Source organism: Bacillus multifaciens, from assembly GCF_030756675.1.
Classification (GTDB): domain Bacteria; phylum Bacillota; class Bacilli; order Bacillales; family Bacillaceae_G; genus Bacillus_A; species Bacillus_A multifaciens.
This window is the reverse complement of sequence record NZ_JAVBXD010000011.1, coordinates 89,939-114,398: the sequence shown is the minus strand read 5'-3', so window position 1 is coordinate 114,398 and position 24,460 is coordinate 89,939. Positions and strand designations below refer to the sequence as shown.

Below are 24,460 nucleotides of genomic sequence, written 5' to 3'. Positions count from 1 at the left end.
CTTGTATTTTATCTTCATCAGTACCCGGCAGTTTATCCTTTGGTAACTCTCGATATAGTTTGTGAAGATTTGGATAGAAATCTTCCCCATATGCTAAATGAAGTTGCCAAAGCATAACAACTTTCACAAACAAGTCATCAATATTTTTATACTCTTTATCTGTTTGTTTTAAATATGCAAAGGCTCTATCGTAATCCCCCTCTTTTTCTAAACGCGTTGGTTGATTCGAGAATAATTGTTTTTGTGCAGCTAAAGAATATAGGTTAACAGTTACTTCAGTCATTCCACTGCGGTCATTCCACGTCCAAGGGTATTGTTGCCTTGTATGCCCTGCTTCATGCATTTGTCCCCATCCAAATTCATTTACATTTAAAGCACTTACAATTGCGCCATTATCAGTAGTAAATGCGACTCCATCCTGACCTGCATACATGTACATACCCGGTGGGTTGTTAGGATTTTCTACAAAAGCCCAAAGACGGCGAGTTGAGCGATGTAACGGATTGGAACTTGTTTCAGATAGTCCCGATATTTTATCTTGCGCTAAAATCATGTCATCATATTTTTTTAATAGAGGAACAGGATCTTGATCCACAATATATTTCTTGGCACTATCACGAGTAACAGTAAGTACTGCTTTCTTTGACTTTAATTGAACAGCCTGCGCATCTGGATACTTGTCCATCATCGCAATCCAGTCTGCTTTCGTATGCTTTCCTAATTCAAAGAATGGAACAGGGCTCCCGCCTTGTGTTACTTTCACCCTAACTGTTCTTTTCCCTTCACCGTTATCAAACCATAATAAACCACCATTTGGAGAAGAAATTGTGTTAGAACCAGGAGAAAGGCGGAATGTTTTTCCCCTTTCTTTATCATATTCATTTGTCCCAATAGCTGCGCTAAGCATTTCTAATCCTGATAGTCCCGATACTTCAACTGTGACTTGTTCATTCGGTTTTACATAGATTCCTGTTGGCACATAGTTTCGTTGCCCACTTCTTCTTTCTCTTTCTGCTTCACCCAGATAATGTCCTGTACTTGGAAGATCAAACGTCCTCGCTTCATATTGCGCCTGGGTTTGCTTAGTTTCAGCATGAATGTTCAAACTATTTACAGTCATAGATGTAAATAATGTCGTTGTCATAACAGCAGATGCCATCAATACTTTCATTGGTTTTTGTAATCCATGATTCTTTCTTCTACTCATATAAATCAGTCCTTTCATTTCAATCCATTCTGATGGTCATACAAAGCACCGATCCTGACCACTCTTTTATATCGTATAATTACATTAATATAATATATATTCCACTTAACTATGGCTACTTCGAAAATTTACTTATTCCTATCTGTAAAAATTATATCGGGAAAGCAGCTGGTACCTCATAGAAACCGTTAGGGCCCTTCCTACCACAGAAGGAGAACGTGGGTGCATGTCATGTTGTATTCTGCATAGTAGGTATGTCCAAAACCAAAATGGATATATATGGTTGTTAATTATATTAAAACATTTATGTATTTTGATTGCAAACACCTAATCTAGCATAACGATACTAACTTAAACATAGTTTATATATTATTAAATTGGGAAATTCATAACAAAAAATATAGTAATATAGTTTTCTATCAAAGAAACCAGCCATGCGCAAAGGTGGGATAATAGGAGAAATCATGTGTATTTTATGTTTTATTCTGCATAACAGCGACCTATTCGTTGAAAGATTACAGTTTGGATGAGCAACTTAAAAATGTTTGTAAAATAATGAAGTGATATTATGTAGAATATGACCCACTATACAAATATGCAAAATTGCATATTTGTATAGTGGGTATAACAAACACCAGAATTTAAAATTTCTGCTTCTAAAGAGATTATGATGAAATTTCGCCGTAATCAAGAAAACAGCATGCTGATACCCTATTACCATTAATCAATGGTACGATATTGAACGTTTTTCCCAATATATCGGCGATGCGACGCGGGATAAAGACCATTCGACAAATTCCGTTAAAAAAGACTACCTCTAAACGCGGATGAATTTCATCCAACTATGGAACAATATACACATCATATAAGAAGGAGATGACCCCCTGTTGTATACATACATCCTATACGATGCAAAAGATTCTTTCGGCATCAGCAAATCATATCATATTAAATGTGAAGTTCCGCCCCACCGCTTTCGAGCGATTATGATGGAGTTCCGCCGTAATCAAGAAATAGGAGAAAATATTAAAGAATTTATTGACTTCATGGAACGAGAATTTGATGAAGACTTCGAACTGTTTGAGTATGACGACATTGTGCAGTACGATGCTGACCAAGAAAACAGCATGATATTAGCAAATTTGCTGGATCAGACTGATGAACATGTCTGAAAGGAAAAAAGACACGTTATCACAAAGCAATTTCTTAAATCATTAAAAAATCCGTCCTGTGATAACGTGCTCATTTATATGTGTAAACGATTAATATCCCAAAATATCTACTTCAGCTGCTGAAGCGTATCCATTTCTTCCATTTGTTACTTCTATTTTTACATATTTTGCAGAAACAGGGTTGAATGTTGCGAATTCTGTTCCGCCATTACTTTTCCATGTTCCAGATGATACTTTTTGATAGTTAGAGCCATCTATGCTTGTGTAAATATTGTAGCTTACAATACGACCATTGCCCGACCAATCTTGCCTTGGAAGACAGGCTATTTTAGAAATTTTTCGTACTTTATCAAGCTCTAATGTTAAATTGTATGGGTATTGATTTTGTGCGCTCCACTTGCTATGCCAAATTGTATCTGGTTTGCCATCGATTGCGTTACTTGCTGGATCGCGCCATCCTTCCTCACTACTTGCACTTGCTTTCATTGTTTTTTTCGACAATACAGCCAGTGGTTTAACAGGTTTGGAGTCAGTTGCTTCCCATATAGGAGCAACTAATGTTGGATAATTTAAAGCTTCGATTTTTTGTCTTGTTTCTTCCGATGCTTTTAGTCCCCACTGATCAAAAAATGGAAGTACATTTTGTTTCGCTACTTTCGATGCATTATAAATAAATGCTTGTATTTTCTCTTCATCCGTTTTTGGAAGTTGATCTTCTGGTAATTCTCTGTATAGTTTGTGAAGATTCGGATAAAAATCTTCCCCATATGCTAAATGAAGCTGCCAAATCATAACAAGTTTCACAAACAAATCATCAATATTTTTATACTCTTTATCTGTTTGTTTTAAGTATGCAAAGGCTCTATCGTAATCTCCCTCTTTTTCTAAACGTGTTGGTTGATTCGGGAATAATTGCTTTTGTGCAGCTAAAGAATATAGATTAACAGTTACTTCTTCCATACCTCGAAGGTCATCCCACGTCCATGGCGATTGTTGTCTTGTATGTCCCGATTCATGCATTTGTCCCCATCCAAATCCATTTACATTTAAAGCACTTTCGATTGCATTACCAGCAGTCGTAAATACAGCTCCATCCCAGCTTGCATACATGCCCCAATCCTTTTCGTTAGGATTTTCTACAAACGCCCAAATGCGGTGAGTTGGACGATGTAACGGATTTGGATCTGTTTCAGATAATCCGGATATTTTATCTTGCGCTCGAATCATTTCATCATATTTTTTTAATAGAGGAACAGGATCTTGATCTACAATATATTTCTTGGCACTATCCTGAGTAACAGTAAGTACTGCTTTCTCTGATTTTAATTGTACCGCATGTGCATCTGGATACTTAGCCATCATCGCAATCCAGTCTGCTTTCGTATGCTTTCCTAGTTCGAAGAATGGAACAGGGCTCCCGCCTTGTGTGATTTTCACCTTAACTGTTCCTGTATCTTGGTAGTTATCAAATCCTAATAAGCCACCGTTTGGAGAAGAAATCTTATTAGTACCAGGAGAAAGATCAATTTCTTTACCCCATTCTTTATCATATTGATGTGTCCCGATAATCGCTCTTATCTTTTGCGTTCCCGATACTTCAATGGTAACTTCTTCATTCGGTTTTACATAAATTCCTGTTGGCGTATAGTTTTTTTGTTCACCTCTTCTTTCTCTTTTCGCTTCACCCCAAAAACTTCCTGTACCCGGAAGATCAAACTCCCTCTGTTCATATTGCGCTTCGGTTTGTGTAGTTTCAGCATGAACGTTCAAACTATTGACAGTAATAGGTGTAAATAATGCCGTTGTCAAAATAGCAGATGTCATTAATACTTTCATTGGTTTTTGTAATCTACGATTCTTTCTTTTTTTCATACCAATCAATCCCTTCATTTAAATTCGTTCTAACGTTCACGTAAAACGCATATTATATTATAATCTCTATATATAAATTATACGAATTTTTATTTAATTACAATATTTATCTTACATTTCAAAAAAAGGACAGACATTCTAATAACAAGGGGTCTGTCCTTTTTAACAGTGGATTCATCTATTTTCTATCATAACCGTCACTTTCAATTATTTTACTTCCACCGCATAATTCCCCGTTCCACTTCCATAATAGACAACAGGATGAATCCTCAATAATCTCCTTATTACTTTTGTAGTAGCTTCATAGTTGTACGACGCATTACTATCAATCACTAATACGATATCGACCATTTTCCCCAATATATCGACCGCTTTTGGGAATATATCGGCGCTTCGACACAAGATAAAGACCCCTCGACAAAATTCGGCACACAAAAAGAAAGAACGATTCTTTGAATCGTTCCACTGAATATAAATTACAGTCTTATCATTTTTTTTGCCTTCTCAGCTAGTTCTAAGTCGTGTGTTACAAATAAGATTGTTTTTCCTTCGTCATTCATTTTTTTTAAAATATCAAAGACTTGATCTCTATTTTTTTTATCTAAGTTACCAGTTGGTTCATCCGCAAAAATATAATCACATTTCTTTAAAATAACGCGAGCTAAAGCGATTCTTTGTTGTTCTCCGCCGCTAAGTTCAAAAATTTTCTTTTTCTCATAACCGGAAAGACTTACTTCTTTGAGCGCTTGTTGTATCTGTTCTTTTTTATCAACTTGATTTTGGTATTTTAAAGCAATTTTTAAGTTTTTTTCGACTGTTTCATTTTCGATAAGAGCATAGTTTTGAAACAGATATCCAAAACAGTTGCGTTGCAGCAACAACGTTTGTTTTGCATTCGGATTTATTTGACCATCTATCACAATATCTCCAGAGTCAGCTTTTTCTAATAAACCAACAATATTTAAAAGTGTTGTTTTCCCACTTCCACTTTCTCCAACAATCGCAATGAAATCGCCGTTCTCTATTTTTAAATGAAAATCTTCCAGTATCTTTTTATCATGAAATTGTTTATTAATATGTTTTAACTCAATCATTATTAATGCTCTCCTTTAATAATAGAATTGAAAGTTTTGCGACTTAATCTTTTATCAAATACATAACTTGCCAATAACTCTAGTGCAATAATACCAATTCCCGATAAAAGGATAATATTACCGAAATAAAAATACATAATAATCATCGGGATAACATTAATACTTAAGAGTAAACAAATCATTAATTTATTTCTCGCAATGGAACTATAACCAAATATTTTTTTTACATATAACTCTAGTTTGTTTTTTTGATAATAACTAGATACTGCGTTATAAGTAATCACTACATTCGCTACAATAAGCATGATAATAAACACGAGTAATTTTTCTTTTTCCTCTTTCAAATCTTGAATCTCTTGACCATGCTTATCATATAATGAATCGATGCGCTGAATAGATGATTGCGCATTACTCTTGTTGATTGCTGGTACAATAAAACTATACGGATCTTTATCCGTCGACTCAAAATAAAAACATCCAGAAGCATATGATAAATAGGAGGAAGAATGAAAATTCCCAGTATCAACAATTGCTATAGGATCTTTAATCATATTTTTATTTTCTTCTGCAATCATTGAATTATATGTAAAATAATTTTGATTATTTTCTGTATATATGATGTTAACCGATAAATCTTCTTCTTTAGTCGTATTGATAGGCTTATTTAACTCTTCATTATAAATGTTATCCACTTCTATTTTTTCGAAATAAAATCGTTTTCTATATTCATCTTTTATTCTGTTTTCATACTTTTGAAATTTTTTAGGCACTAATACATTCATTACATTTGGATCTCTTATAATCTTCTCTTTGATCGTACCGCCGCTTAATTGGATAGGGTTATAATATAGATAATTTAAATTTATTGTTACGCTTTTACCAGAAGGCGATAATTCAGCATCTTTTCCTTCTGTGTTTAAATTATAAACATATTCACTATTAAGCATGGCATAGTTAGAAGCATCTATCATAAAACCTTTATACTCTTTCTCCATATTATGATAGAATTCTTTCATAATTTGACCCGTTTTATAATTGACTTCCCGATTATTTTCACCGTTATATGTTACTCTCGTAGAATAAATATTTTTTGTCTTATTCCATAAAGACAGGTTAGCCATTTTTCGATTTAGTTCATTCTGTATTTGATTCCAATTGAAAATAGAGAATAAGAGAAAAACGATAAAAACACACTTTAAACCATAATTCAAAAAATTTACGAGTGTATAAGGTTTTTCACCCTTTATTTTGGATACATTCATATTCTTTATAAATACAGACATAACAATAAGAAGAATCGGTATCGTTAAAATCAAAATAAGTATAAAAGTGATCAACCAAAACCATAAAGTTAAATCTAAATAATAATCTAAACCTCTATTCAAAATATAATAAAGACTAAATAATACATAAGATGTACAACCAGCTATGAACATAATCTTAGTCAGTTTTAAGAAAAAGTTACTAGCAATACTCCAAAGCGTATAACCTAACATACGCATAATACTCAATTCTTTTAATCGATCAATCAAATAATGCGTAATCGCTATATAAGTACATAGAACCACTAAGGTCATACAAATAATTTGAAAGATATCGAAATTGAACATAGAAGAATTATTTTCCGCATGCACCTCTGCATTTGCTACATCTTTATTAATTAAATTGAGAATAGATTGGATGATTTTCGGATCTTGAGTAGATATATGATATACACCGTTCCCACTAAACGTTTTATACTCATCAAAATTTCGAATCGTAATCTTTAGGTTAGAATCTATTTGCTTCATTACACCAACTTGTTTCTTATCATCAAACTCAGAAGTACTTATAAAATCTTTGGAATATTCCTTTGGGAATCTCCCTTTTTTCAAATCAACTTGATTATGTAGACTAACATCAGTTGTGTATACAACAAGATTATTTCCATTTCTATACATATACCTTGAAATACTTACATCATGTTCTTTCGCTAATTTTTGAAAATATTCAATGTAATCTTTCGAATGAGGTTTACTTTCTTGAAAATTTACGATGATACTAGTTTTATTTTCATATAGTAACTTATTCATTTTTAATTCTTTAAATATACTTACTCCCCAAATTGCTACAAGTAATAATAAAGTAGTAAATAAAACATAAATAATCTTTTTCATAATACCCCCTCCAAAAAAAATACTAATATGGAAATATATATATATTTATCTTACATTTTTAATTTTAAATAGTGAATACATTTCTAAATTTGTTCACTAAAATATCAATATAAGGGGCTTACATAATATCTAAAAAAATATGTAACTATATGAATCCATTTTGATTTTCCAACATATAGATTGCTGCTATGCAGAAAAAAAGGAGCTTCCACTCGCTTTCTCTCTTTGTTTAAACTTCGCATGTGGCAGAAAAAGGCACTGACCGCTTCTATGCATGGCCAGATGCTCTCGCCCACCTAAAAAAGATGATTTTATGTCATTTTTAAAATTTGGATTTATATAGAAACAAGAGAGGTGAAACAACCTCTCTTGTTTTCCTTTTATTTATAATCATAATATGCTTTATTTGTACCCGCACTTGTCCAAGGTAAACTAGCCGTACTATATTGATTTTTTGGCTTCCAACCGCCATCTTCATAATCCCCTTCACCATTTACTACTGATGCACGGCCGTATTTCGTGTAGTGTTTATAAGATGAATAGACTTGATTACCTTTTTTTCCTCTAATCCAATAGCCGCCATCTTTAGCACCAGATGTAACTCCCTTAACACTACTTTCGTCAAAAGTTTTGCTAGCCTTTAATTGATCATTTTCATATACAATTTCAGATTTCCCCGAAGATTGCTCTGCAGCAAATGTACTTGATGCCATTGGAATAGCTAACATTCCTGCAGCAATTACGCCTACAATACCTTTTTTCATGCTTTTTTTCATAATATATCGCCCCTTTAGATTGTAATTGTGATACAACTAGATATTACCATTCAATTGGTTTTTTATGGAATATATAGTAAATTTTTATCAATAAACGAAAGAATATTCTGACATATGGAGTCGTTTTCTTATTAAGTATTTACGTGCAGGATGATGAACATGTCTAAAAGTAAAAAACGCCAACTTGCTTTTAACAAGTTGGCGTTTTTTACTTTATCAATCTATTCTTTTACAGAAAAAGCAAACGAAATATTTTTGTTAGACTCTATGATTTAAAATACTTTTTATAGTCTTCTTCATACTTAAATTCAACTGGGCCAACATCCATACGGAATCTTCCATCCTCATACAACAGCGGCGAAGCTTCCGAATGATCTCTAGAGTAACTTTCTACATGAGAAATTTTCATTTCGGATGAATTTGTAAAATCAATATGCGCAATGCATACCCAGTAAGCATGATCATTCCATTCAAGCAAAGGTGCTGTGACGACATTTCCCATATGGTTATCCACAACTGCTTTTGCTTTCATAGAATAGAAACTACCTACTCCATTACTAACAGCACTATACGCAGCAAATAAAATATACTTTAAAGCTTCTGGACGATAAATACGAATTGTTTCTTTACCTGGTTCTTGTGAATCTCCATCAAGTTCAATATAAGGCGACACTTTAGAAGAACCTAAATTTCTATAATATACCTTCCCTACTTCTCCAGTTTTAGTTACGTAGAAACAATATAAGTCTAGGTCATTATTTGTTTTCCATTCAAGAGTAGCTGTAACCATCTTAGATTTTTGGATATTTACAGATTGTTTCTTTTTCAGTTCAATCTTAGTGATTTGATTAGGAGCCTGAGCTGGTTTGTTTATTGGCGCTGCAGGCTTAGGTGCTGTTTTTTGTTCTGCAACCTCTATCCCAAAATTTTCACACAACGCAGCTAATCCTCCAAAATAGCCTGCTCCAACCGGATTAAACTTCCACTCTCCTGCATGTCGATACAGATCTCCTACAATAATGGCACTTTCATTTGTAAAAGAGTATGTAATCGGAAAGTTTATAATTTCTGCTCTTGTTTGTTCATTTACTATTTTCATTTGAATATGAGTCACATCTTGAAAAAATTGCTTCTTTTCCTCTGCATTATGAATCGTAATGGAAAACACAATTTTTTGGACTTCCTTCGAAATACGTGTGAGATCAATGAAAAATTCCTGTTTATTACTACTTGAACTATTTTGATTCAATTTAACTGTTTGGCAGCTCGAATAGGGTTGCCCATAAAATACGAAATCTTCTTCTTTTGTAATTTTCCCATCAACACCTACTAGAAAAGCCGATGCATCTACTTCCATATTCAGCGGTGCATTCCAATTCAATCCTACACGCAAACTACTTATCCCAGGATGAGTTTTTGTAATATCTATTTTCTGTCCTTTTACTAAAGTATGTACCATCTTAATTCTCCCCTCTTACAAACTTCGTATTTTCTATATAATTTGATTATACCTTTCTTTTTTCCATTCTCATATAAATGTAAAGCCCCCATATTATTATTTCGGCGATTCTTACCAATATATCGGCGCTTTTTCAAGTATATCGACCGCTTTTAGGAATATATCGGCGCTTCGACACGAAATAAAGCCCTCTCGACAAATTTCGCCAAAATAAAAGAGGCTGTTCATAGAAAATGAATTCTATGACAACCTCTTTTATTTCGGCTGGTATATCACAACCTACAGCTCAACCCTCGTCCCTACGCCATTTTTAACAGCTTTCTCATAAAAATACTTCGCCACGACAATATCCACAACAGCGAGTCCGACAGATTTAAAGACGGTAATTTCTTGATCGCTTTCCCGGCCCGTTTTTTCTCCACTTATGATTTGGCCAAGTTCTGCGTGAATGTCGTTTTCTTTAAAAACTCCTTCTTGCACTGGAACTTGCAGGTCACCTGTTTCTTCTAACGCTGCTTCTTTTGATTCCACTACGACTTTGTCAGCTGATGAGATGACGTGAGAAGGAAGTTCTTGCATCGCTGGTCTGAATGAACCGACAGCATTTATGTGAACACCGGGTTTTAATGTGTCTGAAAAAACGGGTGTTAACGAGTTCGTTGTCGTGACAACAATATCGGCCTCGCGAACTGCTTCATTTGCATTGGTATGTACACTAACAGGTTTATTAAAATTCTCCTTAATATACTTGGCAAATTCGATTGCTTTTTGTTCTGTCCGGTTATAAAGCATAATCTTTTCAATGTCCCGCACAGTAAGCATAGCCTGGACAAGTCCTTTCGCTTGTTCTCCTGTCCCGATGATGCATAAGTTTTTCGCATTTTCACGAGCTAAGTATTTCGTTGCAACGCCCGATAAGGCACCTGTTCGAACCATTGTTAAATACGATCCTTCTAAAAGGGCGAGCGGTTCTCCTGTTTGAAAATCAGAGAGCATCACAACTCCGTTAATTGTTTTCTTTCCGATTTTCGTATTATTCGGTGCTACCGTTACGACTTTTAATCCAAGCGCTCCTAGTTCTTCCGCTACGGAAGGCATCATTAAGGCCGTATTTTGTGAATTCGCAAATGGCAGTGAGTAGCGAATCGGAGTGATCGTTCTTTCTGCCGAAAATTCTTGCAGGGCAATCGCTGCATATTCAATTACTTCATTCATATCTACTAAACTTCTTTGTTCAGCTGCACTTATGACTAACATGTTATCTCGTCCTTTCCTTTAGCCAAGAAAACAACTCTTCTCCAAACATTAACCTAATAAAAATCCTTGTTTTAACGGATCTCTTGGGTCCACTAAAAATTGATGGAACCCTGTAATAAATGCCTGACCTGTTACTTTCGGGATTACCGCGTCATATTCGCCTACTTTCGTTAATGACAATACTTCTCCGCCAAATTGACCGTCAGTAATGCATTCGTGGACGAAACTTCCACCTTCTTGTAGCACCCCATTTTCGAAAAGAGTTGCGAGTCTAGCTGACGTACCTGTGCCGCAAGGAGAACGGTCTACTTGGCCATCTGCAAAAATGGTGACATTGCGTAACGTTGCATCTTCCCCATTTGGTTCGTCGGAAAAGATAACTCCGTATATGCCTTTTAAACCTCCTTCGAGAGGATGTTTTACTTCCATTTGACTTTCAATGTAATGTTTAATCTTCCCGCCCCACGTTTGAATAGCAGGTAAATCTTTATAATTTACTTTTAAACCAAGTTCTTTACTGTCGATGACCGCATAGAAAGCTCCTCCAAACGCGATGTCTACTTGAAATTCATGGCCATCAATTTTTACAGGAACATCTTTCTTGTAAACAAAAGAGGGTACGTTTTCAAATGACACGGATTCAACTTGGTTCCCATTATATTTTGCATACGCGATAACTTCTCCTGCTGGGCTATCAATAATAAATCTTTGTTCTTCACCTGTTACTTCGAACATACCCGTTTCGATTCCTACTGTAACTACCGCAACAATTCCGTGGCCGCACATTGTACTCCAGCCTTCATTATGCATAAACAATACTCCAAAATCAGCATGCGGGCTTGCCGGCGGTGTGATGATACAACCGTACATACCGTGATGCCCTCTCGGTTCATACATCAAAACTTCGCGAAGATGATCTAAGTGCTCCATACAATAAGCTCGTCTTTCTAATTGCGTTTCTCCTTTGATTGGCGGTACTCCTCCTGTAATAATGCGAAGTGGTTCCCCCGCTACATGCGCGTCAATTGTTGTGTACGTTTTACTAATATTCATTTCTTGTCCCTCCGTTATTTATATTCTCTTTACTTTTTATTAGCAAATACCGTGCCAACTCATAAAGCACACAATACAATTCATATTCAGTTAAATTTTTTTTACACTTTTTCAAAAAAGTGTATCCTTTTAGCGACAAATTTGTTTGCCAGTGTCTACTTTCTTTTACACATAACGATAAATGAGGTGACATGCTGTATTGGAATGAAGCAGCTCGCCAGAATCGTAGGACGCCCACGCACCCGACAGAGAGGCGCTTTTTGCCTCGTTCGAGGGGGCAAAACGGCCGGAGATTCTAGCATCTAGAGCTGGACAACAAAGAAATGTGGAAGTGGCTCGTCCAGAATGTGAGGGGGATGGAGCTTCTGACGTAGAGGTGTTTTTTACCTCGTAGGAAGAAGCGAAGCCACCGAACATTCTAGCCACTGGAACTGGACAATGCTTTCGCTGAATTTTGAGGTGGGAGTATTACTGCCTACGAATAGCGGGATAAAGAAAGATGATATTATGAATTTAAAAGTTTTTGAGAGTGAGAAAATGGTCTTCATCAGAGGACAGCGAAATACGCGAATCGGGCACCCTCCGGCTATTACCGAAAACAAACTCTTTTTCACAACCTATTAGCCAAGCTGTCCTTTCACTTATTGATGAAAAAGAAAACCTAGAGAAAACACGTATTCTCCAAGCTCTTCAAGAGGTCCCAACGACAAAATACATATATTGTACGCTAAGGATATGCAGGATTTCATGCAGGCTATGAGAACGGTTTGAACTGCCAAATGCTGTTGTGACAGGGATGTATGGAATCTTGTATATAGAGAAGGGGACGGAAAGCTAGAAAACTCTTGGTATGAATGGATTTCTGAGATTTTGTTACTGCTGATAATGTGGCGTTATGTTAACCGACCATGAATACAGTATACAGATAGGATTCTCCTCTATTAAAGGTCACAACACCAATATGGGAATTCCCTTGTTTTGTTTCATTTTCTTCAATGGCGGCGATAGCCGTTTATATACCTTAATTGACTGGTAGGGTTTTGCTATGTAGAAATACGAAGTAAACTTCGATTCAATATTGACATTTTGGTATATAGGTTGTATTGTGAAGTAAACTTCATATGAAGTGAGCTTCATATACAAAGAGGTGAGACATGAAAACAAAAGTGAAAGAACTCCGTACAGCTGCCGGGTTAACGCAACAACAGCTTGCTGATTTGGTGCATGTTTCTAACAGAACAATTATATCTATCGAAAAGGAACAATATAGTCCTTCCCTCATGCTTGCATATCGAATAGCACAGGTATTTGATACAACAGTTGAGGAACTGTGTTGTTTGAAAGAAAATAAAGCATTGGAGGATAAAAAGTATGAAAGTATATAATAAAAAGGGATTGATATGGGGCGGAATATCGACAATATTAGGCACATGGACCTTTATCCTTAATATTATGAAACCAAATGACTTCTTACCTGAACAGATAAAAAGTATCTTGCTTTCTGCTCTACTTATTGCAATAGGCATTAACGGTTTTATTCGTGCTTTTTCACGGAAAGCTACACAAGTAGATTTAGTCGAAAAACAGGATGAACGAAATCGTCTTATAATATTTAAAAGCAAAGCCAGAACATTAGATATCTTATTTTGGTGCCTTATCGTTATTCTGATTGGCGGCCTTGTGGGATATATCATTACAAAAAACATTGCATGGGGATTTATCTTTATTGTTCCGGGACTTTTAATTAGCTTCTATTGGATTACATATATTATTACCCTTGTATACTACGAGAAATATGAATAGAGAGAAGCGATCTACATAAATAGGGATAATACTACATCGCTATCAAGCTAAGGTTTTGTAACACGTCTTGAAGAGATTTAACTTCCGCTAACGAGAATTATGTAAATGAGCTGTCCATATGGACAGCTCATTGTATTTTTTTGCCTAGCGTGGTTTTTTCCGAAATGCGGGCACTACCACATCACCATCAAGCTAAGGTAATTTTGTATCTATTAAATAGCAAAATAATTTAAAAACTTTATACAAAAGTCTTTTCTTAGTTGGCAATCCTTGGTAATATCTAATTTAGAGATGTAAAGAAAGGGGAATCTGTACATATGTGGAATACCTTGAAATGATTGTTTAATTGGATATAGACAGTGGCGGTCCTTGGTTCTTAAGGATATGTTTATTTGTCTATCTTAAATCATTCAAGGGATACATGGTGTGGACAATTAAATTCCCATGGCCGAGCAGATACCTTTGTATATCTGCTTTTATTTATGGGTAAAAATACATCTCTGTTGACACAATCATAGAGTCCCTAAATTGGGGGAATTTTAATGAAAAGTCAGTACGAAAAAGAAGAAGCACTAACAGGAGGGAATGTCTCCAGTGTATATCGTTTGGGAGATACGGTTCGCCGAGAATTAAAGCCTGATAGTGTTAAAATTCATACATTGCTAAAGCACCTTGAAAGCAAAGGCTTAAATGGTGTGCCAAAGTTTCTAGGTATTGATGAAAAAGGGAGAGAAATCTTATCCTTTATCGAAGGAGAAGTTGGCAATTATCCGTTAAAAAAATACATGTGGTCGGATGAGGCTTTAAAAGGGATCGCAAAAATGCTTCGTCTCTATCATGATGCGGTGAGTGATTTTCCAATAGAAGAACATTGGCAACCTATTGATAATACCCCACAGCCATTTGAGGTGATGTGCCATAATGATTTTGCCATCTATAACATTATTTTTAATCGCGAAAAACCAGTAGGTGTGATTGATTTTGATTTTGCTGCTCCTGGTCCAAGACTTTGGGATATCGCCTATACGCTTTACACTTGCGTTCCTTTAAGTAGGCTTTATCATACGGAAGCAGGCGAAGCCATTTATTATGATTCGTTAAAGGATGCTGAGCGAATCAAACAAAGGGTTAAATTGTTTTTTGATTCCTATGGTATGGAGGGAATAAAAAAAGGGTTTTTAGAAATGGTATTGCTACGAGTAGAAGGATTATGTAAAACCATACAAAGGAAAGCCAAAGAAGGCGATATGGCGTTTCAAAAAATGATCGACGAAGGACATTATGATCATTATCAAGAGGAACTTCGATTCATTCGCGAACACGGAAAAGAGTGGATTTAAGAGAAAAGTCTTGGTGAACTAACGGAGTGTAGGCGTGAAAAAAAGAGACTATCAAAAGATAATCTCTTTTTTTCAAACTTCTGATAACTTTTTATTGTAGCGTATATATATAAATCTATATATGCAATATTGCATATAATAAAAACCACTTACTTTGTTATAATAGCAAAAGCGATGCTACTCCATACATAGCATCGCATCCACCTAGAATTTCATTATAAAAAAGCGAGGAATATTTATTATTCTTCGCTTTTTTGTTTGTTGCATATCGTTATGGTAAAGGTACTAATTCATAGCCAGATTGATATGGCGGCGCAGAACTTCCCCATAGTTTATCTTGATTTGAAAATGGTTGTTCTGAAGTCTCTAGCTCAAAATATGATGTAACCCCATATTCAGAATTTTGCGGATCTGCACTGTACCAATCACATGGTCTCCCCATTTTATCTCTAAAATAATCAGTTTTACCTGTTATTAAATTAATTTCCTTTGCATTTTGTTCCTGAACTGTTAACGTGCTTTTTGATTGGTCGCTAAAATAAATCCATCCGCGATTCCCTGCATTGACATATTTTTTAATTCCTCCTGCCTCAGCATTTGGCCCCCCAATCCACATTGACATGGTAACTGGCGTATTATGTCTTATATATCCATCACTTTCTACCCCATCTGGCGCCTCAAAATTGATAGGTGTACCATAATACTCATTCCCTTTTGTATCCTTATGAGTCTCAGCAGCACCATAATAAGATTTATCTTTATACTGAATCACATAATGCCAACCCGCAAATTTCTCATAAGTTACTCCAAGTCTCTTCTGACCTACACCTGCGAAAGCCGCATAACTCGGCTTACCGTCCCAAATTTTACGTACCATTATATAATCTTTAGATGTCTTGACTGGATCTCCATAAATATCAAGTATACGATTGTCCTCAGCTGCATAAGCAGAATTTGTAGGAAAAACGGTTACAATTAAACTAAATAAGAATAATAAGAACGTAAATATAGGTAGTTTTCTTTTAACGAACATATCTGAATCCCTCCTTCTTTTTTCTACATTTCTGTATCATCTTAGCATCTAGTTTTAAGGATGTAGATAGATTCGAAAATATATGCAAAATTGCATATTGATATGTTCACTTCTTCGCCATATGAATTTTACACAAAAATAGCAAAGGGTTCCTCAATTTCACCGAGGAACCCTTTGCTTGTTTCAAAAACACTTTAAGATTTCGAAATTGATCGTTCATTGACCGGCTGTACAGGTCGATTGTTTGTTGGGAATAATGTACGGAACTTTTCAATTTGTTCCTTTGACACCTCTATTTCTTGCTTCATTACAATCCATTGTACTCCTTCTGAACAAGGAGGAGTTGTTAATGAACCCATGTAACGAATTGACGATTGATCTGCAGGTAGAAGCTGTTTGACATCAATCGTGCGCTGCACATCATCTTTTGTATTTTTTGTTTTCGGCAGATTGTCCCACATTGCTGCAAGTGCTTCATTTTTTTGTCCTTCTTTAATCATCACACCAACTACCGCTAGTTCTTTTTTATCATTTTGATGAACGAAATGCACTTCCATATCTGTATTTTTCCCATCAAATTGATGTTCACTCGGTGTATGGAAATGGAATTGTTTTAACGTATAGCGACTCTCTCCAAGTGTGAGATAGTTAGTAGAATCGTTAGCTTTTACGGGCAGTTATCCCCCACCTATCTTCCTCGCTTCCCTTTGAATCTTGAGGTGGGGGTCTTACTGCCCGTTAATGCGGGATAAACATATGTTATATAAATCCATTTTAATTTTCCGACATAAAAGCCGCTGCTATGCATGGCCAGATGCGCTTGCCCATCTAAAAAGAAAGGTGTTTATATGTCGTTTTTTCAACTTGAATTTATATAGTTATACAATTTACTGCACTAAAATCGCACCGTAATGTCCATCAACCGTAAGAGTAACAGTTCCGTTCTGCACTGTGTACGTTTTACCAGTCAGTTTGTCTGTAACAACACTGCCATTTTGCATGCTGAGCTGCCATACAGGGACAGTTACGCTATGGCCTACAGAATCATTGTTAAGTGCGACTGCAATTCTGTTTGTTGTGTCAAAGCGTCCATAAGAATAGATTTTATTTGTATCATCTGTTTGCAGCGTCATGAACGAACCTGTTCTTAACGCTGGGTATTGATCACGAATACTAATAAGCTTTTGCGTTAAAGCTACCGCACGATTGGAAGTCGTACCCTGTGACCAATCAAACGTCCGGCGGTTGTCAGGATCAGCGCCGCCCATCATGCCATATTCATCTCCGTAATAGATTGTTGGCGTCCCAACATAAGTCATTTGAAAAATAAGTGCTAAATACGTCTTCCAAATATCGCCGCCCGCACGTTCGCCAAAGCGTGAAATATCGTGATTTGATAAGTGATTACTCATCGCTTGCTGCACGTTTGCTGGATAATTCGCGCGTGTCCCTTTTAACCAGCTATCAAACTGAGAAGTAGATAGGGAAGCTGCATTGTTGCTGAAATCTTTTCCTGTGATCCACTGGGACACTGGTTGTGTAAATCCATCAAAGTTTGTTGTACTATCCCATTGGTTCCCTTGATCTGTCCAAGAATTTGCATTTCCCCAGTACTCTCCAAATATTACTGCATTCTCGTTTACAGACTTCACTGCACTTCGGAATTCAGACCAAATTTGGTGATTCACTAAACTACCACCATTTCCTCCACCGGCATCTGCACCGCCAGCATCTGTATATTGAGGTGCATCTAATCGCCAGCCATCAATGTTATACGGTGCTTTTAAATACGTTTTTGCTACGGAATCACTATTGTTATAGATTTGATTTCTTACTGGTGAACCACTCGCTCCATAATCTAGCTTAGGCAAACTGTTGAATCCTAAAAAGCTAGCATATGTATTCGGCCAAGACTGGAATGTATAATAATTAGACCACTGGCTAGATTGAGACTCAAAAGCTCCTAAAAAGGAAGATTGATTGTACTTATCAAACCATGGATGAGTGTCTCCGGTATGGTTAAAGACACCATCTAATACTAAATATCCTTTTTCCCCGTTTGCTGTGCTATGAATATTAGATGATAGCGTTCGCAAAGTTTCGTTTGTCCCAAATGCAGGATCTACAGTCCTATAATCCTGTGTATCATACTTATGGTTAGAAGGAGATTTAAAAATCGGATTTAAATAAATAATGTTAGCTCCCAGCGTTTGCTTAATATAGCCGAGCTTCTGATTGACTCCCGCCAAATCACCGCCGAAAAACACAAGGTTGTTCGTATGACCAGGATCCGCATAAACACTGCTCCCCCAAGATTTTTTCTCAGTTGATGCGCCGTCATAAGTGTATGCATTCGTTTGCACATCATTTGAGGAATCACCATTATAAAAGCGGTCAGGGAAAATCTGATACATAACACCATTTTTCATCCAATCCGGCGTTTTAAAATTCGGGATAATATAAAAATCCCCTGATGATGGTTCAGATGTAGAAGAACCGTTCGCATTGTACCAAACAGAAGAAGACCCATCAGTAATTTGGAAACGATAATATTTTCGCGAAGAACTAGCAGGGATTGTTCCTTGCCAATAATCAAACGTTCCTGTAGAATCTCCGGAAACCCACGACATCGGAATGACACGGAACGATCCGTCAGCAGTATCATAGTACTTTATATTGACACCAGTAGTATCCCCTTTAAACGTCCGGAATTTCAGCGTCACACTTTGAGCAGATGTCGGTTCTGGCGCGCTATCATAAACAGGACCTTGGTCGTGAAATAAACCATTCCACTCAACATTATTATCATTAGCAGCAGCATAGGCCGAAGATGAATCTGGCGTATACAGCAAGGATGTTCCTAAAACAAGTGTCGATAATGCAATCGTTTGCATAATTGAGCGTGTTTTTCTATCTTTCTTTACTTTTCTCATCACAAACCTCCTATAAATGTAAGTGCTTTCATTTTTATTATATAAGTAATCTATTAAAAGTAAACGAATTTTTTTAATATATAAATACAAATTGAAAACTAACATAAAAACCCTTTTCTTTTTAGATGGTCGAGAGCATCTGCCATGCGTAGTAGCGGTTGGGGCCTGTTTCTGCCACATGCGATGTTAAAACAAAAAGAGCTAATCTCACCAAAGATCAGCTCTTCTCTCTATTCATTATTCTTCTACTAACTCTGATTGTACATACGCATAAATAAGCGCCTCCGTATGCGCAATCGATGTTTCATGTGTACGCTCGTAAGCGTGAGATGCATCGATGCCAGGACCAATCAGTCCATGTTTCACATCTGCTCCAGCGCGAATTGCTGCTGATGCGTCAGATCCGTAAAATGGATAGATGTCCACTTTATATTCAATATTGTTTGTTTTCGCAAGTTCTACTAAATGTTTGCGCATTGCATAGTGATATGGACCGCTTGAATCTTTCGCACAGATCGATACAGTGTATTCATCTGATGCTTGGCCATCGCCTAGTGCTCCCATGTCAACTGCCAAGTATTCTACTGTTTCTTCTGGAATATTCGAGTTACCGCCATAACCGATTTCTTCATTATTAGAAATTAAGAAATGCGTTGTGTATGGTAGTTTCACATTTTCGTCTTGTAATCTTTTAATCAATTGCAGTAAGATTGCTACGCTTGCTTTGTCATCTAAGTGACGAGACTTGATGTAGCCGCTGTCTGTCATTTGAACGCGCGGGTCAAATGATACGAAATCCCCTACTTCGATGCCAAGTTCACGTACTTCTTCTGGTGAAGATACACGCTCGTCGATACGAATTTCAATGTTTTGTTCGTCACGTTTTGCTTCTCCAGCATTTTTGTATACGTGTACGGACGTTTGATGGATTAAAATTGTGCCAGTATACGTTTTTCCGCTCGCTGTTTCGATTTCGCAATATTCTCCTTCTACGGCATTCCAGCGAAATCCGCCAATCATGGATAAGCGCAGGCGTCCGTCCGCCTTAATTTCTTTTACCATGGCGCCTAGTGTATCAACGTGAGCAGTAAGGAGGCGTTGCTTTGTATCGTCTTCTCCTTTTACCGTTATAATGAGGCCGCCTTTATTGTTGCGCTTCGTTTCTACATTCCATTCTTTTACGTAGTCCTCAATGAAATGAATAATTGTGTTCGTATTTCCAGATGGACTTGGGATTGAAACGAGTTGTTTAATAAGTTCCATTGTGTCTTTTACGTTATGTACCATATGTTTTTCCCCTCTCTTTTATCTTTCCAATTTTCAGTATAATAGAAAAACAGCGAAATAGAAATAAAAGACATCGCACTGATTGCGATGCCCTTTACTCCTAACTAACTTTTCGATACTCGTTTACTTGCTGCTTCCCATTTCCAATAAATCCTAAAGCAACATGAATGACAGGAATCACCAAACAAAATATAGCAAACGGTAAATATTGCAACGTAGATACACCAAGTGTTCCTGTAATAAATACACCACTCACTCCCCACGGAATCAATGGATTAACAGCCGCTCCGGCATTCGCTAAAATTCCTGAAAGATTTTTCCGATCTAAATGAATTGCCTCAAATTGTGATTTGAATGCTTCACCTGGTAAGATAACCGATAAATACTGTTCACCTAAAAGAACATTAATACCAATTGAACTTAATGCAGTCATAAGTATTAAATTTCCTTTCGTACTTACCATGCCTGAAATTTTAGAGATTAGCGTTTCAATAATTTTTACTTCTACTAATAGTCCACCTAATGCTAAAGCAAGAAGAATAAGAGAAACAGACCACATCATGCTTTGCATTCCGCCGCGAGTAAGTAGCATATCTACGTTCTTTACACCCGTTTTAGAAACAAATCCATCTTGCATAAAAGAAGCAATTTGCCCGAAGCTAGTCTGCGGGTGGTACATATAACAAATTACAATTGTAATTGCGATACTAAGTAATAACGTCGGAATCGCTGGTACTTTCTTTCTTGCACAGAAAAACAATACGAATACTGGAATTAGTGTAAAAACTGAAATCGTAAAAGAGGAATGCAGCGTTTGAACTAACTCATCAATCTTATTTCCTCCTGATCCCGCTGCCCCGTGTCCGACAAATAAGAAAAAGATAAGAGTTATAACAAACGCTGGAATAATTGTCCGCATCATACTACGAATATGTTCAAATAAATCTACTTCCGCAATCGCAGCCGCTAAATTCGCTGTATCAGATAACGGAGAAATGTTATTTCCTAAAAAAGCACCCGATATAATGGCACCTGCTACTATCGCTGGGTCCAAGCCCATCATTTGTCCCATTCCTAAAAATGCAATGCCCACAGTTGAAATCGTTGTAAAAGAACTTCCTACCATGATCCCTACAAGGGCACATATAACAAAAACAGAAGGTAAAAAGAATTTTGCGGATAAAATTTTAAATCCGTAAATCATAATGGTTGGAATTGTTCCTGCTGCTATCCAAACACTGATTAAAATTCCGATTAACATAAAGATAATGATCGGAATTAACCCTGGTAAAATTCCATTTTGAATCCCTTTATGAATTGCATCCCAAGAAAAACCTTTCATTTTGGCAAATAATATAACAATTCCTATAGCGATTAAAATAGGTACTTGAGGAGGTAAATTAAAACCTATAATACAAGTCCCGATAATCGTCAATAACACAACTAAAAGAAAGGCACTTTCTTTTAGTGTTACATCTCTTTTCATTTGAATAAACTCCTTATCCAGTTAATTGTTATAGAATGCTAAGTACAAATGCATTGATTTGTGAATAATTGCACAAATAATATCTAAACATGATATGAAACAAAAATCAATAAGAACAGCACCTCCCTACTAGATAGATCTATTTTCATTTTTCAACACCTTTGTCTAGCTCTGCCTCCTAAGCCCTCATGTCTAAGAACCTTAGCCAACGGGCCTAAACAGTCGGCTCCACTTTTCTGTATAAGTCGGTGTTATGCAGTATACAACATGAGTTGTACTCGCTTACCCCTTTTGTTTTAAATCTGGCATGTGGCAGAAATAGGCCCTGACCGATTCTATGCATGGCCAGTTGCTCTCGCCCATTTTAAAAATGATTTTCTGTCGGTTTTTCATAAAGTAACTGAACAGTTACTTTGTATTTATATAAATCCGCAACATTATACATTCATTATATAAGAACGAGTTTCTACTAAACTTCCTTCACTACATTTATAGATTGTTTCAAGTTTATCTTGAATCGCTTTTTCCAATTTAAAAGCATATTCTTCAAACACGTCCTTGTCATGAGCATATGGAGATAATGCGCAAGCACGTAATACTGTTATTTTCCCTTCACGATCCCATTCTGCTTCACTAAATCCGAGACTCTTCACAAATGAAAGTGGACTGTTCCCATAGTCAGGGACAGCAAAATCGGTATGCGATGTAATAAACTCATTATTGTATAATCCGCCTTTCACATACGAAGCTTGCTCAAAGAAATCGTGATTTAATTTGTTCATCTTTTCTAAGTCTCTGTTACCTTCTTCGTTAAATACGTAGTCAACCATATTAAAATCAGGTTTTGTTAATGGGTATACTCGAATTATTTTATCTCCCACTTTAAATTCTTTTCCAGTTAAGTAATTATAGAAACGATAGGCCCCTTCAATACTTGCACCAATTAATTTACCATAACCAGTTACATTTAGTGGCAAGACTTTATGCGCTGTCCAAACTGCTGCTGCAGTTGCGCCTGCTTTAGAACCTTCTAACATATATGCACCTAGTAATGCTGGAATATCTGCACCTTTTTCAAATACATAAGTTGCAAAGTAAGAAATGACATCACGCATTCTAGTGTCTTTAATGACAATACCGCCCGCAGAATAAGGAATATATCCCATCTTATGAGGGTCAATTGTAATCGTTTCTGCTTGATTCATTGCTTTAAATGAATGATAGATTTCTTCTGTTAACCATTCACACTTTTCAGTAAAGATGTTGTGTTTTTCGTACACCTCTTCTAATTGATCCCATTCGATAAATTCGTTACGTTCATCTAAGAAAATAGAGCGAGCATAACCGCCGTAAGCAGCGTCTATATGAATGTAGAAATAGATACCTTCTTCTGCTAATTTTTCACGAAGTTCTATCATTTTATCAATACGATCTATTTGTCCTTCTTCTGTCGTACCGATAACCCCAACAACACCAAGAATAGGAATGCGCTTCTCTGCTAGTTCACGAATTTTTTCTTCTAATTTATGAATGTCCATACGATAGTTATCATCAACATCGATTTGCTCTACACAATCAAGACCAACACCGATAATGTCAGCAGCTTTTAACCAAGAATAATGCTTCGTTTGCGGAATCAACCATTTCCCTAATTTTTGCAGGTGTTTACCGCTACGTGCAGAATGAGCTTTAATTTCATCCATTTTTTCTGGAATTTCCTCTAAAATATCTAAAATTTCTTCTGTAGACATATTCAGTAATTCCCATTCAGACTTACCTGCAACGAACTCAGGGGCTACTTCTTTAATTGCTAGTGGTAAAGACTTCATATTACGCGCATACCATAAGCCCTCTAAATTCGCGATGGAACCATCTGCACAAATATGCCCCCAACTTTCACCTGGTTTATAGCTCATAAGTGCAGCAAATTCATGTCCAACCTCTTCTTCCATTTGAGAAGTAGCTGGTGAAGATTCATATGCTACGTTATTCCCATTCCATAACATCGCAGCTGTATACGCAATGATTGACGGCATTAATGTTTCAGAGTTCATGTGTCCCCAAAAACGACCAGCAGTATGCCAAGGTAAAGAGTTTGTACGTAATTTAGAAGATAATACATTAAACACACTGCGAATATGATCTGCAGTTTCCTGGAAACTTTTCGAACTTCTATCTTGAGGTGTAATAACAGGTAAATCTTGAGGCATATAATTTTGTCTCCAACCAACATGCTCATCCACCATTTTTAACAATAATTCTTTAAATAAATCTACATTTTCTCCTTTATCTCCTAAAAATAATGCTTTTAAATTAATATCTGGAATTTCATACTTCATTTTCCATTTCACTCCTTTCCGTAATTGTATTATTCAAATATATAAAAATCAATATTTTACCATAAGATTGTTTGAACATTCTCCTTTATTCATTATTCCCACAGACCTTGAGTTAGGAGAATAGACTTCTTACTGCCCGTTCATACAGGATAAAAATCACAAAAAAAGAAGAGTAAACTTCCGTTACTCTTCT

18 protein-coding genes and 1 pseudogene are annotated in these 24,460 nt (G+C 36.2%); 4 read left to right on the top strand and 15 right to left on the bottom strand.

The window, feature by feature from the left end; genetic code table 11:
• On the bottom strand, nucleotides 1–1,207 hold a 1,207-nt coding region (locus tag Q9306_RS09845; protein WP_306197774.1), incomplete at its 3' end, for a M60 family metallopeptidase.
• A gap of 887 nt (nucleotides 1,208–2,094) precedes the next feature.
• Between Q9306_RS09845 and Q9306_RS09840 the strand changes: the two genes are divergently transcribed.
• Nucleotides 2,095–2,379 (top strand): hypothetical protein, encoded by a 285-nt coding sequence (locus tag Q9306_RS09840; protein WP_306197773.1) that lies wholly within the window; start codon nucleotides 2,095–2,097, stop codon nucleotides 2,377–2,379.
• A 90-nt stretch (nucleotides 2,380–2,469) separates the two neighbouring features.
• On the opposite strand, the gene Q9306_RS09835 is transcribed toward Q9306_RS09840, so the two are convergent.
• The 8 genes from Q9306_RS09835 to Q9306_RS09800 all read right to left on the bottom strand — a co-directional run bounded on the left by Q9306_RS09835 (nucleotide 2,470) and on the right by Q9306_RS09800 (nucleotide 12,046).
• A complete protein-coding gene (locus Q9306_RS09835; protein ID WP_306197772.1) occupies nucleotides 2,470–4,251 on the bottom strand; it encodes a M60 family metallopeptidase in 1,782 nt (593 codons plus the stop codon).
• A gap of 207 nt (nucleotides 4,252–4,458) precedes the next feature.
• Nucleotides 4,459–4,653 carry a hypothetical protein gene (locus Q9306_RS09830; RefSeq protein WP_306197763.1) on the bottom strand — a complete coding sequence of 65 codons (195 nt, stop codon included), beginning with the start codon at nucleotides 4,651–4,653 and terminating at the stop codon, nucleotides 4,459–4,461.
• Between the two features lie 74 nt (nucleotides 4,654–4,727).
• A complete protein-coding gene (locus Q9306_RS09825) occupies nucleotides 4,728–5,345 on the bottom strand; it encodes a putative bacteriocin export ABC transporter (RefSeq protein WP_306197761.1) in 618 nt (205 codons plus the stop codon).
• Between the two features lie 2 nt (nucleotides 5,346–5,347).
• A complete protein-coding gene (locus Q9306_RS09820) occupies nucleotides 5,348–7,501 on the bottom strand; it encodes a DUF1430 domain-containing protein (RefSeq protein WP_306197758.1) in 2,154 nt (717 codons plus the stop codon).
• A gap of 380 nt (nucleotides 7,502–7,881) precedes the next feature.
• Nucleotides 7,882–8,277, bottom strand: coding sequence for a lactococcin 972 family bacteriocin (locus Q9306_RS09815; RefSeq protein ID WP_306197756.1), 396 nt, complete (start codon nucleotides 8,275–8,277; stop codon nucleotides 7,882–7,884).
• Nucleotides 8,278–8,542: 265 nt separating this feature from the next.
• Nucleotides 8,543–9,736, bottom strand: coding sequence for a TerD family protein (locus Q9306_RS09810; RefSeq protein WP_306197754.1), 1,194 nt, complete (start codon nucleotides 9,734–9,736; stop codon nucleotides 8,543–8,545).
• A 279-nt stretch (nucleotides 9,737–10,015) separates the two neighbouring features.
• The gene (locus tag Q9306_RS09805; protein WP_306197752.1) at nucleotides 10,016–10,993 is read right to left on the bottom strand and encodes an ornithine cyclodeaminase family protein; all 978 of its coding nucleotides are present in this window, start codon (nucleotides 10,991–10,993) and stop codon (nucleotides 10,016–10,018) included.
• Between the two features lie 48 nt (nucleotides 10,994–11,041).
• Complete coding sequence (locus Q9306_RS09800) at nucleotides 11,042–12,046, bottom strand: proline racemase family protein (protein WP_306197750.1); 1,005 nt, start codon at nucleotides 12,044–12,046, stop codon at nucleotides 11,042–11,044.
• Between the two features lie 1,154 nt (nucleotides 12,047–13,200).
• Between Q9306_RS09800 and Q9306_RS09795 the strand changes: the two genes are divergently transcribed.
• The 3 genes from Q9306_RS09795 to Q9306_RS09785 all read left to right on the top strand — a co-directional run bounded on the left by Q9306_RS09795 (nucleotide 13,201) and on the right by Q9306_RS09785 (nucleotide 15,189).
• Complete coding sequence (locus tag Q9306_RS09795; protein WP_306197748.1) at nucleotides 13,201–13,431, top strand: helix-turn-helix transcriptional regulator; 231 nt, start codon at nucleotides 13,201–13,203, stop codon at nucleotides 13,429–13,431.
• Nucleotides 13,418–13,849 (top strand): hypothetical protein, encoded by a 432-nt coding sequence (locus Q9306_RS09790; protein ID WP_306197746.1) that lies wholly within the window; start codon nucleotides 13,418–13,420, stop codon nucleotides 13,847–13,849. The genes Q9306_RS09795 and Q9306_RS09790 overlap by 14 nt, the downstream gene beginning before the upstream one ends.
• Before the next feature lie 542 nt (nucleotides 13,850–14,391).
• Entirely contained in the window at nucleotides 14,392–15,189 is a 798-nt protein-coding gene (locus tag Q9306_RS09785; protein ID WP_306197744.1) for a phosphotransferase enzyme family protein, read from the top strand.
• 271 nt (nucleotides 15,190–15,460) lie between these two features.
• Here Q9306_RS09785 and Q9306_RS09780 read toward each other — a convergent pair whose 3' ends face one another.
• From Q9306_RS09780 to tdc, 6 genes and pseudogenes are all read right to left on the bottom strand, one after another.
• Entirely contained in the window at nucleotides 15,461–16,222 is a 762-nt protein-coding gene (locus Q9306_RS09780) for a hypothetical protein (RefSeq protein ID WP_306197741.1), read from the bottom strand.
• Between the two features lie 194 nt (nucleotides 16,223–16,416).
• A pseudogene (locus tag Q9306_RS09775) lies at nucleotides 16,417–16,890 on the bottom strand (carbonic anhydrase); the annotation flags it as partial.
• Nucleotides 16,891–17,109: 219 nt separating this feature from the next.
• Nucleotides 17,110–19,155: a glycoside hydrolase family 13 protein gene (locus tag Q9306_RS09770; protein WP_306197739.1), complete on the bottom strand. Its 2,046-nt coding sequence runs from the start codon at nucleotides 19,153–19,155 to the stop codon at nucleotides 17,110–17,112.
• Between the two features lie 237 nt (nucleotides 19,156–19,392).
• On the bottom strand, nucleotides 19,393–20,442 hold the full coding sequence (locus Q9306_RS09765) for a M42 family metallopeptidase (protein WP_306197737.1): 1,050 nt from the start codon (nucleotides 20,440–20,442) through the stop codon (nucleotides 19,393–19,395).
• A gap of 100 nt (nucleotides 20,443–20,542) precedes the next feature.
• Nucleotides 20,543–21,928 carry a Na+/H+ antiporter NhaC gene (gene nhaC, locus Q9306_RS09760; protein ID WP_306197735.1) on the bottom strand — a complete coding sequence of 462 codons (1,386 nt, stop codon included), beginning with the start codon at nucleotides 21,926–21,928 and terminating at the stop codon, nucleotides 20,543–20,545.
• Between the two features lie 437 nt (nucleotides 21,929–22,365).
• On the bottom strand, nucleotides 22,366–24,267 hold the full coding sequence (tdc, locus tag Q9306_RS09755; RefSeq protein ID WP_306197733.1) for a tyrosine decarboxylase: 1,902 nt from the start codon (nucleotides 24,265–24,267) through the stop codon (nucleotides 22,366–22,368).
• Nucleotides 24,268–24,460 lie beyond the last annotated feature (193 nt).